General features: G+C 76.0%; 4 protein-coding genes. 1 reads left to right on the top strand and 3 read right to left on the bottom strand.

Annotated features, from left to right (window positions below; translation table 11 throughout):
* Positions 1–82: 82 nt before the first annotated feature.
* The 3 genes from BLW76_RS21300 to BLW76_RS21290 form a co-directional block, all read right to left on the bottom strand.
* Entirely contained in the window at positions 83–1,009 is a 927-nt protein-coding gene (locus BLW76_RS21300) for a TIGR03564 family F420-dependent LLM class oxidoreductase (RefSeq protein ID WP_091310088.1), read from the bottom strand.
* 75 nt (positions 1,010–1,084) lie between these two features.
* Positions 1,085–3,523: an AfsR/SARP family transcriptional regulator gene (locus BLW76_RS21295; protein ID WP_091310085.1), complete on the bottom strand. Its 2,439-nt coding sequence runs from the start codon at positions 3,521–3,523 to the stop codon at positions 1,085–1,087.
* Between the two features lie 16 nt (positions 3,524–3,539).
* Complete coding sequence (locus BLW76_RS21290; protein WP_091310084.1) at positions 3,540–4,769, bottom strand: pyridoxal-dependent decarboxylase, exosortase A system-associated; 1,230 nt, start codon at positions 4,767–4,769, stop codon at positions 3,540–3,542.
* Between the two features lie 498 nt (positions 4,770–5,267).
* On the opposite strand from BLW76_RS21290, the gene BLW76_RS21285 reads away from it, so the two are divergent.
* Entirely contained in the window at positions 5,268–13,214 is a 7,947-nt protein-coding gene (locus BLW76_RS21285; RefSeq protein WP_091310081.1) for a type I polyketide synthase, read from the top strand.
* Positions 13,215–13,231 lie beyond the last annotated feature (17 nt).

The following is a 13,231-nucleotide window of genomic DNA, read 5'->3' as shown; positions in this document are numbered from 1 at the left end:
CCTTAGGCAGTCCGGGCCGTGATCGATCCACCGTCTCACGATGTGGACCGATACTTCCCGGCAGTGTCCGGTTCGTGGGCAGTTACGCCAGTGATCCCGCCAGCCGCCAGGTGCGCAGCCGTTCCTGGGCCGACCGCATGCCGGACTGGATGAGGACGACCTCGGTCGCCCCGGCGTCGAAGTACCGGCGCAGGCCGGCCTCGACGGTGCGCTCGTCGCCGATCAGGGCGAGGTCGGCCGGGTGCGTGACGCCTTCGACGTCGAGGATGCGGCGGTAGGACGGGATGTCGCCGTAGTAGCCGAGGTGCACGGCGGCGACCTGCCGCACGGTGTCGGCGTCACCGGTGACGACGGCGGGCACGGCGGCGATCACCCGCGGATCGGGCCGCCCGGCCTCGGCGGCGGCCTTGGTGAGGACGGGCACGACGTGCTCGGCGAGCGCCCGCGGCCCGGCGAGGAAGGGCAGGGTGCCATCGGCGAGTTCCCCGGCGACCCGCAGCGCCTGCGGCCCCATGGCGGCGACCACGATGGGGACGTCCCCACCACCGGGGACGGCGGTGGGCAGCGGCGGGCAGGCCGTGAGGGTTTCGCCGTCGAAGGCGGGGCGCCCGCCGTCGAAGATCTCGCGCAGCACGGTGAGCGACTCGCGCAGGGAGCTGATGGGCGGCGGGTATTCGAAGCCGAAGGCGGGTTCGAGCAGGCTCGGCACACCGAGCCCCAGCCCGAGCGTGAACCGCCCCCCGGTCGCGGCCTGCGCGGTCTGTGCCTGGGAGGCGAGGTGGAGCGGGTGCCGCGGGTAGAGCGGAACAACGGCGGTCCCGACGGCGACGCCGGGAACCTCCCGCCCGGCCAGCGCGGCGAGGGTGAGGGCGTCGTGGTCGAAGAGCTGGGAGAACCAGACGGATCCGAGGCCGGCGTCGGCCGCTTCGCGGGTTTGGGCGAGGAGGGCGTCGACGCTGTTGGTTGCGCCGGCCAGGTCGCCGGCGGGGAGGGCGGCACCGATGGTCATGGGATTCCTCCGGGTGGGGACGGATCAGGCTTGCTGCGGAACGGAGCGGCCGCGGGTCGGCGGGAGGCGAGCGGCTCAGGCTTCCTCCGGGTACTCCGACTCCCGCCGCCACGAAATCGGGCGCGGGCGCGGCAGCCGGCGGTGCCCGGCGCGGCCCGTCGACCGCGCAGCGTCCCCCGGTGCGCGGTCCGCCGCCAGCTCGTACTGGTTGCGTCCCACCGCGATCCTCGGCGCCGCCGCGTGGTTGCCCGGTCCCGGCTCCCGCGGCGAAAACCCCGGCACCCCCGACCCCGCCACCACCGCCGCGCGGGCGCGGTCGACTCCCGCCAGCACCTGGCGGACCAGCTCGTCCCAGCTCATCCCGCCCGCCTGCTCGCCCGCCGTGAGCGCCCGCGTGATGCGGCCCGCCGCGTCGGCGAACCGGCTCTCGCGGACCGCCAGCTCGCCCAGTGACCGTTCGAGCGCCGCCTCCACGCGCCGGTCGCCTGCCGAGACCACCGCGCGCAACGCCGTCTCGCCGCTCTCGCGCCAGTCCGCGTACCGGCCGCGCGCCCCCGCCAGGTCGGCCACCGCCAGTGCCAGTTCCGCGCAGTACTCCGGCTCCCCCGCCGCCGCGGCTTGGCGCACCGCGGCCAGCAGCCCGGCCGACTCCCGATCGTACCACGTGCTCACGTCACCGAGCTCGGCCGAAACCGGCGTCCGCGGCGCGCTGCCCGCCGCGACGCCCCTGACCTCGTCCGTCACCTGCAGCCACGCCCCGAACAGCCGCCGGGACGGCGCCCGAAGTGGTTGTCCGGCCAGCATTTCCGCCGCCAGCAGCCGGGTCAGCGACGGCAGCCGGTAGCGGGCTCCGGCGACGTCGACCAGGCGCGCGTCGACCAGCGACTCCAGTGCGTCCGCCGAGCCGAGCGCCGCGGCGGCCCAGCCCGCCCAGCTGCCCGGCGGCAACAGGGCCAGCCGCGCGAACAGCTCCCGCGCCGGTGCCGGCAGCTCGTCCAGCCCCCGGCCGACCGCCGCCCGGACGCCCGCGCCGAGCCGGCCGAGGCGGTCGTCCTCGGCCCGCAGCCGCGCCACCTCCTGGGCCAGCGTGCGGCCCGGGCGGGCCGCGACGTGCGTGGCCGCCGCCGTCACCGCCAGCGGCAACCCGCCGCACAGCTCCACCAGCTCCACCGCATCGGACAGCTCGGCCGTCACGCGATCTTCGCCGACCAGCGCCGACAGCAGCTCGACGCCCTCCGCGCCGTCCAGCACGTCCAGCTCGGCCACCGCCAGCCCGGGCCGGGACGCCACGCGGGCGTGGGTGGTCACCAGCAGCCGGCAGCCCCGGGCGTCCGCGACGAACGGCGTGACGCGCGCCAGGCCGGCCGCGTCCTCCAGCACGGTCAGCACCCGGCGCCCGGCCAGCACGCTGCGGTACAGCGCCGCGCGGCCGTCCAGGTCGTCGGGGATCTCCGCCGCGGGCACGCCGAGGGCGTGCAGGAACCGGGCCAGCACCTCGGCCGCGTCCTCCTCGGCGAGCCGCGCGTAGAGCACCCCGTCCGGGAACGCCGGCGCGGCCCGGTGCGCGGCCTCCGCCGCGACGGCGGACTTGCCGACCCCGCCGCGTCCGGTGAGGACCGTGACCACGGCCGCGCCGGGACCGTCGTCGGTCAGGCCCCGGCGCAGCGCGGCCAGCAGCCGCTCGTGCCCGGTGAAGTACGGCAGGCGCGCGGGCAGCATCCGCGGGACCGCGCGGCCGTGCGGCGGCGCCTCGCTCGAGCCGGCGAGGATGTCCTGGTGCAGCTCGCGCAGCGCCGCGCCGGGCTCCAGGCCCAGCTCTTCGACGAAGCGGCGGCGCACGGCCCGGTAGGCGGCGAGCGCCTCGACCCGGCGGCCGCACCGGTGCAACGCCGTCATCAGCTGCAGCACGAACCGTTCGCGCAGCGGGTGTTCCTCGGTCAGCACCGAGATCTCGCCGACGACCTCGCGGTGCAACCCCAGCTCGAGCTCGGCGTCGAGGCAGTCCTCGAGCACCTCCACGCGCCGCTGCGCGATCCGGACCTGGTGGGCGCGCACGACGGCACTGTCGATCCCGGTGAGCGGTTCCCCGCGCCACAGCGCCAAAGCCTCGCGGAACGCGGCCCGCGCCTCCTCCGGCCGCCGCGCGGCCCGGCCGCGGGCCACCAGTGCCTCGAACTCGTGCAGGTCCAGCTCGCCGGGCGCGAGGTCGAGGCAGTAGCCGCTGCCGCGCGCGGAAATCCGCTCGCCCAGGCCGGCTTTCGCCAGCGCGCGGCGCAGGGCCGACACGCAGGTCTGGACCTGTGCCCGTGCCGTGGCGGGCGGCTCGGCGCCCCACAGCGCGTCGAGCAGCGCCGCCAGTGGCACCACGCGGTTGCCGTTGAGCAGCAGCAGGGCGAGCACCACCTGCTGACGGCGGGCGGTGACGACGACGGGCTCGCGGCCGCGGACCTGCAGCAGGCCCAGCACGCGGAAACCGGGGGTGGTGGCTCGGGGTGTCGGCACGGTGGTCTGCACGGTGTTCCCTCCGGGGTCAGACGAGGACTTCGGGCGGCGCCGGGTGCCCGAGGAAGGCGGTCGGGCTGGCGGTCAGGCCGTAGGCGCCGGCCTGGAAGATCGCGATCAGGTCGCCGATTCCCGCGCCGGGCAGGGAAACGCGGTCGCCGAGGAGGTCGAGCGGGGTGCACAGGCAGCCGACCACCGTCACCGTCTCTTCGGGACCGCCGGGCGCGGACGCCAGGGCCAGCGGGTAGTTGCGGCGGATGGCCTGGCCGAAGTTGCCGGACGCGGCCAGCTGGTGGTGCAGGCCGCCGTCGACGACGAGGAACGTCGTGCCGCGCGAGACCTTCCGGTCGACCACGCGGGTGAGGTAGACCCCGGCCTCGCCGACGAGGTAGCGGCCGAGCTCGATCACCACGCGGGCCTCGGGCAGCGCGGGCCGCAGCGAGACGTCGAGCAGCTTCGCCAGGTTCTCGCCGACCTCGTCGAGGTCCAGCGCGGTGTCGCGGGCGGTGTAGGGGATGCCGAAGCCGCCGCCGAGGTTCACCGACCGCACCGGGCCGGGCGCGGCTTCCGCGAGCTGCAGCACGAGGTCGACCGTGGCGCGCTGGGCCTCGCACAGGCTTTCCGCGCGCAGGTTCTGGGAGCCGGCGAAGACGTGGAAGCCCTGGAAGTCGAGTCCCGCGGCGCCGACGTCGGCCAGCACGGCGGGGACGCGCTCGGCGTCGATGCCGAACTGCTGCGGGCCGCCGCCCAACCGCATGCCGGACCCGCGCACGGCGAAGTCCGGGTTGACCCGCAGCGCCACCCGCGGGGTGAGGCCGAGGCGGTCACCGGCGTCCCGCACGCGGGCCAGCTCGGTGGTGGACTCCAGCTCGACGGTGACGCCGGCGGCGACCGCGCGGGCCAGCTCGGCGGCGGTCTTGCCGGGCCCGGCGAAGCTGATCCGCTCGGGCGGGACGGTCGTGTCGAGTGCCTGCCGCAGTTCGCCGGCGGAGGCGACGTCGAGGCCGTCGACGAGGCCGCTGAGGTGGTGCAGCAGCGCGGGCATCGGGTTGGCCTTGACCGCGTAGCTCAGCTCGACGCCGTCGGGCAGCGCGGCCCGCACCCGCTCGACGCGGGTGGTGACCAGCGAGCGGTCGTAGGCGAAGAAGGGGGTGGTGCCGACCCGCGCCGCGAGCCGGTCCACGGGCACGCCGCCCACGGTGAGCACACCGCCGGCGCGGCGATACGGCGCCGCCGCGGCTTCCGTCGTGTTCGCCATCGCTTTCCTTTTCTTCGAGCACGGTTCTTCGAGCACGGGGAAATAGCAACCGGAAAAACACCACCGGCAGTTCCCCGGCGGTACGGGCACCACTGAAGCAACTACCCACCCACCCGGACATGGGTAGTCCTCACCCAGATTCGGCACCCAGGCGGGGGACGCGGTACCCAGGTGTACCTGCTGTGTCCGCCCGGTCACGCCAGTGACATCACCCGGTCCCGATCGGACAGTCGTTTTCGCAGGTCAGAGCAATTGACCACACCGTTCGGCGCAGTCACCCACCCTCGCTGCTCCAGCCGGGTGGCCCGTCGCGGTGGCAGCTTCCTGCCGTCGCCTGCCTGCCACCGCCGGGCCGGGAAACACCCCTTGACGAACGGGGTGCGCAGCCCGCACGATCGGAATCCACCGGCGCCACCGGGAATTCTCCGGAACCGGTGCAATTCGGTCAGCGGCACGCATTCCCCGATTTCCGCGATCCCTTCCGACGATGGGTGAACTATGTCTTCCCTGCCTGCTCCCGGTGAGCCGATCGCGGTGGTCGGCATGTCCTGCCGGCTGCCCGGCGCCGCCGGTCCGGCGCGGCTGCGCCGGCTGCTGGCCGAGGGCCGCGAGGCCGTCGGCGAAGTCCCGCCGGGCCGCCTGCCCGACGGCGACCGCACCGGGCGCGGCGGCTTCGTGTCCGATGTGGACGGTTTCGACGCGCCCTTCTTCGGCGTCTCCCCGCGCGAGGCCGCGGCGATGGACCCGCAGCAGCGGCTGGTGCTGGAGCTGGCCTGGGAAGCCTGCGAGGACGCCCGGATCGCGCCCGGCACGCTGCGCGGCAGCGGCACCGCCGTCGTGGTCGGCGCGATCAACGGCGACTACGCGCTGCTGCACGACCGCCTCGGCGCCGGGCCGCACACGCTCACCGGCACCCACCGCAGCCTGATCGCCAACCGCGTCTCCTACGTGCTCGGGCTGCGCGGCCCGAGCCTGACCGTCGACTCCGGCCAGTCGTCGTCGCTGGTCGCGGTGCACCTGGCGGCCGAGCAGCTGCGCCGCGGCACCGCGGCCGTCGCGCTCGCCGGCGGGGTCAACCTCAACCTCCTGGCCGCGAGCACCGAGACCGTGGACCGCTTCGGCGCGCTCTCGCCGCAGGGCCGGTGCCACACCTTCGACAGCCGCGCCGACGGGTACGTCCGCGGCGAGGGCGGCGGCCTGGTCGTGCTCAAGCCGCTGAGCGCCGCCCAGCAGGACGGCGACCGCGTCCACGCCGTCCTGCTGGGCGGCGCGGTGAACAACGACGGCGGCGGCGCGGGTCTCACCGTGCCGCGGGCCGAGGCGCAGACCGAGGTGATCCGGCTGGCGTGCGCCGACGCCGGGGTCGCGCCGGCCGACGTCCAGTACGTCGAGCTGCACGGCACCGGCACACCGGTCGGGGACCCGATCGAGGCCGAGGCCCTCGGGGCCGCGTTCGCCGGCGACCGCCCGGAGCCACTGCAGGTCGGGTCGGTGAAGACCGTGGTCGGCCACCTCGAAGGCGCCGCCGGCATCGCCGGGCTGCTCAAGGTGCTGGTGTGCCTGGCCGAGCGCCGGCTCGGCCCGAGCCTCAACTTCGTCACGCCGAACCCGGCCATCCCGTTCGAGACGCTGAACCTCGAAGTCGTGCGCGAGGCCCGGGACTGGCCGCGGCCGCAGGAGCGGCTCGTCGCCGGGGTCAGCTCGTTCGGCGTCGGCGGGACCAACTGCCACCTCGTCGTCGCCGAAGCGCCGCCGGTCGTCCCGCCCGAGGACGTCGCGGCCGACGACGTCCCGCTGGTGCTCTCGGCGCGGTCGGCCACTGCCCTGCCCGCCCAGGCCCGAGCGCTGGCGGACCACCTCGCCGACCATGCCCACGGCGACGTCGCCCGGTCGCTGCTGCGCACCCGGGAGCTGTTCGAGCACCGCGCGGTCGTGTTCGACGACCTCACGTCCCTGGCCGAGGGCACGCCCTCGGAGGGTGTCGTGACCGGGCGGACCGTCGACGGCACCGACGTGCTCGTGTTCCCCGGCCAGGGTTCGCAGTGGCCGGAGATGGCGCGGGCGCTGCTGCGCGACTCGCCCGTGTTCGCCCGCCGGCTGGCGGAGTGCTCGGCCGCGCTGGTTCCCTTCCTCGGCGGCGAACTCCTCGACGGCCTGCGGGACGGCACCGCCGACCTTGGCCGCGTCGACGTCGTCCAGCCCGCGCTGTGGGCGGTGATGGTGTCGCTGGCGGAAGTCTGGCGCGACGCCGGGCTCACGCCGTCGGTCGTCGTCGGGCACTCCCAGGGCGAGATCGCCGCGGCCACCGCGATCGGCGCGCTGTCGCTGGCCGACGGCGCCCGCGTGGTCGCGCTGCGCAGCCGGGCGATCGCCGGGATGCCGCGCGGCGGCGGGATGCTGTCGGTCGGCGCGGCCGAGGACGTCGTCCGGCCGCTGCTGCCCGCCGGGGTGTCGGTGGCCGCGGTGAACGGCACCCGTTCGGTGGTGCTGTCCGGGCCCGCCGACGCGCTGGCGGCCCTGCACGCCACGCTCACCGGCGCCGGGTACCGCGCGAAGATCCTGCCGGTCGACTACGCGTCCCACTCGGCGGCGGTGGACCCGCTGCGGGCGGAGATCCTGCGGCTGCTGGCGCCGGTGCGTCCGGTGTCCACTTCGGTGACGTTCGTCTCGGCGCTCACCGGCGAGCCGTTCGACACCGCCGGGCTCGACGCCGGGTACTGGTTCGAGAGCCTGCGCCGCCCGGTCCGGTTCGCCGACGCGACCGCGGGCGCGCTGGCCGCCGGCGGCGCGCGGTTCGTCGAGTGCAGCCCGCACCCGGTGCTGCTGGGCAGCATCGAGGAGACGGCCGAAGCGGCCGGCCGCACGGTGGCCGTCGTCGGCACGCTCCGCCGCGACGACGGGGGCGGCGACCGGCTGCGGCGCAGCTTCGCCGAGGCGTTCGTCGCCGGAGCGGGCGTCCGGTGGGCGGTCCCGGGCGAGCGGCTGGTGGACCTGCCGACGTATGCGTTCCAGCGGACCCGGTACTGGCTCGGAGAAGAGGCGGCCGCCGCCCCGGTCGCCGTCGACCCCACGCGGGTGGCGGACCTGGTGCTGGCCACGGCCGCGGCCGTTCTGGGCCACGCCGACGCGGCCGCCGTCGACCCGGCGAGCACGTTCAAGGACCTCGGGTTCGACTCGGTGAGCGTGGTGGAGCTGCGCACCCGGCTGCAGGCGGCCACCGGGCTGAAGCTGCCGACCACGCTGCTGTTCGACTTCCCGACGCCTGCCCACCTCATCACGCACCTGCGCGCCACGGGCGACGCCGCTCCTCCGGCGGCGGAGATCGCGCCGCGGCAGGACGACCCGATCGCGATCGTCGCGATGGGCTGCCGCTTCCCCGGCGGCATCACCTCCCCGGCCGAGCTGTGGGACCTGGTGGCCGCCGGCGGCGAGGCCGTCACCGAGCTGCCGTCGAACCGCGGCTGGGACCTCGACACGCTCCTCGGCGAGGCGGGCCCCGGCTCGTGCGCCACCCGCTTCGGCGGTTTCCTGCACGACGCCGACCGGTTCGACCCGGCGTTCTTCGGCCTCAGCCCCCGCGAGGCGCTGGCCATGGACCCGCAGCAGCGGGTGCTGCTGGAGATCAGCCACGAGGCGATCGAGCGCGCCGGCCTCGGTTCCCTCGAGGGAACCGACACGGGCGTGTTCGTCGGCGCGATGGCGATGGACTACGGACCGCGCCTGCACGAGCCGACCGGCCTCGTCGACGGCCACCGCCTCACCGGGACGTCACCGAGCGTGGCATCGGGCCGGATCGCCTACACGTACGGGCTACGCGGTCCCGCGCTGACGATCGACACGGCGTGTTCGTCGTCGCTGGTCGCGATCCAGCTGGCCGCCGACGCCCTGCACCGCGGCGACTGCTCGCTGGCTCTAGCGGGCGGCGTCACGGTGATGGCCGAGCCGGGCAACCTGGTGGACTTCACGCGCCAGAACGGCCTTTCCGCCGACGGCCGCGCGAAGGCGTTCTCGGCGGACGCCGACGGCACGGCCTTCGCCGAGGGCGCGGGCATGCTGGTGCTGGAGCGCCTGTCGGACGCCCGCCGCCACGGCCACCCGGTCCTGGCGTTGCTGCGCGGCGGCGCCACCGGCTCCGACGGCGCCAGCAACGGCCTCACGGCGCCGAACGGCCAGGCACAGCAGCAGGTGATCCGCCGCGCGCTGCGGTCTTGTGCCTTGTCCACAAAGGACGTCGATGTGGTCGAGGCCCACGGAACCGGAACGGCACTGGGCGACCCGATCGAGGCCCACGCCCTGCTGGCGACGTACGGGCAGGACCGCGAGACACCGTTGTGGCTGGGCTCCCTGAAGTCCAACATCGGCCACACCCAGGCCGCGGCGGGCGTGGCGGGCGTGATCAAGATGGTCGAGGCCCTGCGGCACGAGACGATCCCGCGCACGCTGCACGCCGAGGTGCCGAGCCCGAAGGTGGACTGGGCGAGCGGCCGGGTGGAGGTGCTGTCGGCGCCCCAGGCATGGCCGGAGCACGGGCGGCCACGACGGGCTGCGGTGTCGAGCTTCGGGATCAGCGGAACCAACGCACACGTAGTGCTGGAAGCGGCGCCGGTCGAGGATGCCGCAGCCGCCATCGCGCCCGCCGGGCCGCCGCACGCCGCAACCCCCGCGCCCGCACCCGCCGGACCACCGCACGCCGCAACCCCCACCACCGCCGCGCCCGCACCCGCCGCGCCGCTGGTCTGGACCCTCCACGCCCACACCGAAACCGCCCTCCGCACCCAGGCCGCGCGCCTCCGGGCCTACGCCGAAACCGCCACCCCCCGCGACCTCGCCGCCACCGCACCCCTCCTCGCCCGGCGCCGTCCCGGCACCTTCCGCGCCGTCGTCGTCGCCGAGGACCGAACCGAACTGGTCGCCGCACTGGCCGCGCTCGGCGACGATGCGCCGCACCCCGCGCTCGTCACCGGGACCGCGGCCGGCGACACGCGGCCCGTCTTCGTCTTTCCCGGCCAGGGTGCCCAATGGCCCGGGATGGCCGCCGACCTGCTCGCCGGCGACGCTGACTTCGCGCGGCTGCTCACCGAAGCCGCCGAGGCGCTGCGGCCGTACACCGGCTGGTCCGTGCTCGATGTGCTCACCGGCGCCGAGGGGGCGCCGGGACTGGAGGGGACCGATGTCGTGCAGCCCGTGCTGTTCGCCGTCATGGTCGCCCTCGCCGGACTGTGGCAGGCCGCCGGGGTCGCTCCGGCCGCGGTGGTCGGCCACTCCCAAGGGGAACTCGCCGCGGCCGTCGTGGCCGGGGCGCTGCCGCTGGCCGATGCCGCGCGGATCATCGCCGTGCGGAGCCGGCTGCTCACCGCCGAACTCGACGGTACCGGCGGCATCCTCGCGGTCGGCCTGCCCGTCGCGCAGGTGCGGGAGCGCCTGGCGCCGTGGGCCGGGCGGCTGTGGGTGGCCGTCGACAACGGCCCGGCCGGCACCGTCGTCGGCGGCGAACTGGCCGCCATCGAGGAGTTCGCCGCCGCCTGCGCCGACGTGCAGATCCGTCGCACCCCGGTCGCGTACGCCGCGCACACGCCGCACGTCGAAGCGGTCCGCGACGCCCTGCTCCGGGAGATCGGCGAGCCGGCTCCCGCCGACACCGCGACCACGATCTGCTCCTCCTGCACCGGCGGTTTCCTGCCGGGCTCGGAGCTGACCGCGGCCTACTGGTACCGCAACCTGGCCGAGCCGGTCGAGTTCGACGCCGCCGTCCGCGCCTTCGCCGGCTACCGGCGTCCGCTGTTCGTCGAGGTCAGCCCGCACCCCATCCTCGCGGGCGCGGTGCAGGAGATCCTGGCCGACGCCGGCATCGACGGCACCGCCGTGGGCACGCTGCGCCGCGGGGAAGGCGGCCGGCGGCGGTTCCTGCTCGCCCTCGCCGCAGCCCACGTGCGCGGCGCGACCGTCGACTGGCCGCGGCTGCTCGGCCCGGTCACCCGCCACCCGGACGTCCCGACCTCGGCGTTCGACCGGCAGCGCTACTGGCTCACCGACGGCGGACGCGGCCTGCTCGGCGCGCCCACCCCGGTCGCCGACGGCGACGGCCTGGTCGCCACAGGCCGGCTCTCGCTCACCTCACAGTCCTGGCTGGCCGGGCACGCGGTCCGCGGCACGGTCCTGTTCCCCGGCACGGGCTTCGCCGAGCTGGCCCTCGAAGCCGCCGACGGCGGGAGCGTCGAGGACCTGACGCTGGAGGCGCCGCTGGTGCTGCCCGCTTCGGGCGTCGTCGAAGTCCAGGTCGGCCTCGGCGGCCTGGACGACCGCGGCCGCCGTCCCCTGACCGTCCATTCGCGACTCGGCGACGGGCCGTGGACGCGCCACGCGACCGGCACGGCCGGGCCGGCGCACCCGGCCGCCACTCCCCTGCCGGTCTGGCCGCCGATCGGCGCGGAGCCGGTCGACCTCGACGACGCCTACGCGCGGCTCGCCGGACGCGGCTACGAGTACGGGCCGTCGTTCCAGGGCCTGACCGCGCTGTGGCGCGACGGCGACGACCGGTACGTCGAGGTGGCGCTGCCCGCCGAAGGCGAGTTCACCGCCCACCCCGCGGTGCTCGACGCGGTGCTGCACGCGCTCGTCCTCGACGGCACCGACCTGCTGCTCCCGTTCTCCTTCGGCGGCTTGCGGATCACCTCGCCGCTGCCCGGTGCGGTGCGGGCCCGGCTGTCCGGCTCGCCGACGACCGGCGTCGAGATCACCCTGTACGACACCGCCGGCACCCCGCTCGGCGGCATCGAGTCGCTGCTGCTGCGGCCCGCCACCGAAACGAAAGCCGCCGCCGAGCTCCACCGCGTCGAGTGGACGCCCGCCTCGGTGGGCAACGGCGCCGACCGCGAGTGGACGGTGATCGGCACGGAGCTGCCGGAGGTCGTCCCGCCGGTCGTGCTCACCACCGCGCACGAGCTGCCCGCCGTGCTGGACCTCGTGCAGCGCTGGCTGCTCGACGAGCGCTGCGACGACGCGAAACTGGTGTTCCTGCAGGACCCGGGCTCGCCGGACGGTGCGCCGGTGTGGGGCCTGGTGCGGTCGGCGATCGCCGAGCACCCCGGCCGCTTCGCCCTCGCCGGTGCCCGCCCCGGTGCCCCGCTCGCCGCCGCGCTGGACGCCGGCGAGCCGCAGTTCGCCGTCCGCGACGGCGCGGTGCTCGTGCCCCGCCTGGCGCGGTACGGCGCCGAACCCTCCACAGTGGACTTCGGCGACGGCACCGTGCTGGTGACCGGCGGCACGGGCGGGCTCGGCGCCCTGGTCGCCGAGCGGCTGGTGACCACGCACGGCGTCCGCGACCTGCTGCTGGTCTCGCGCCGCGGCGGCGACGTCCCGGCCCGGCTGGCCGGCCTCGACGCCCGCGTCCGGGTGGTGGCGGCCGACGTCGCCGACCGCGCCGCGCTGAGCGCGGTCCTGGCCGGCGAAAAGCTCACCGGCGTGGTGCACGCCGCCGGCGTCCTGGCCGACTCGACCGTCACCGGGCTCACGAAGGCGCAGCTGGCGACCGTGCTGCGCCCCAAGCGCGACGCCGCCTGGCTGCTGCACGAGCTCACCGCGGACCAGCCCCTCGCCGCGTTCGTGCTGTTCTCTTCGATCGCCGGGGTCCTGGGCAACCGCGGCCAGGCGAACTACGCCGCCGCGAACGCGTCCCTCGACGCGCTGGCCGAGCACCGGGCGGCGCGCGGCCTGCCCGGCGTGTCGATCGCGTGGGGCCTGTGGGACACGGCCACCGGCATGACCGCCGCGATGACCGGCGCCGACCGCGCGCGGCTCACCGGCGTCCGGCCGATCACCGAGGCACAGGGGCTGGCCGGGTTCGACGCCGCGCTCGGGCTGTCCGGCACGGTCGTGGTGTCCACTTGGGACACCACGGCGCTGCGGGCGGCCGACGACGTCCCCGCCGTGCTGCGGGGTCTCGTGCCGGCGCGCCGCGCGGTCGCGGCCGCGCCGGTGGCGGCCGGGTTGGCCGGGCAGCTCGCCGGGCTGGACCGGGAAACCGCGGCCGCGACGGTGACCGGCTTCGTCCGGACGGAGGTCGCCACCGCGCTGGGGCACCGGTCGCCGGCGTCGGTCGAGGTGGCGAAGCCGTTCAGCGAACTGGGGATCGACTCGCTGACGTCGGTGGAGCTGCGCAACCGCATCGCGGCCGGGACCGGGCTGCGGCTGCCCGCGTCGCTGCTGTTCAACCACCCGACCGTCGAGCTGCTGGCCGCGCACCTGCTCGGCGAGCTGCTCCCGCCGCCGCCGGACCCGGCGCAGCGGCTGCGTGACGCCCTCGGCGAGGTCCTGCCCGGCGCGGACGGCGACGAGCGCGCGCGGCTGGCGGAGGTGCTGCGGGCGGCACTGGCCGAACTCGGCGGCGAGCCGGCGCTCGACCTCGCCACCGACGACGAGCTCTTCGCCTTCATCGACAAGCGCTGACCTTTTGCGAACGGACA

The organism is Amycolatopsis tolypomycina (assembly GCF_900105945.1).
GTDB lineage: Bacteria > Actinomycetota > Actinomycetes > Mycobacteriales > Pseudonocardiaceae > Amycolatopsis > Amycolatopsis tolypomycina.
Note: the sequence above shows the minus strand (reverse complement) of the source record. Positions and strands in the feature narration are given on the sequence as shown.

What these genes read in the sequence shown, in the direction of transcription:
- BLW76_RS21285 (WP_091310081.1), top strand. Translation starts at nt 5,268, where the DNA reads ATGTCTTCCCTGCCTGCTCCCGGTGAGCCGATCGCGGTGGTCGGCATG.
- BLW76_RS21290 (WP_091310084.1), bottom strand. Translation starts at nt 4,769, where the DNA reads ATGGCGAACACGACGGAAGCCGCGGCGGCGCCGTATCGCCGCGCCGGC.
- BLW76_RS21300 (WP_091310088.1), bottom strand. Translation starts at nt 1,009, where the DNA reads ATGACCATCGGTGCCGCCCTCCCCGCCGGCGACCTGGCCGGCGCAACC.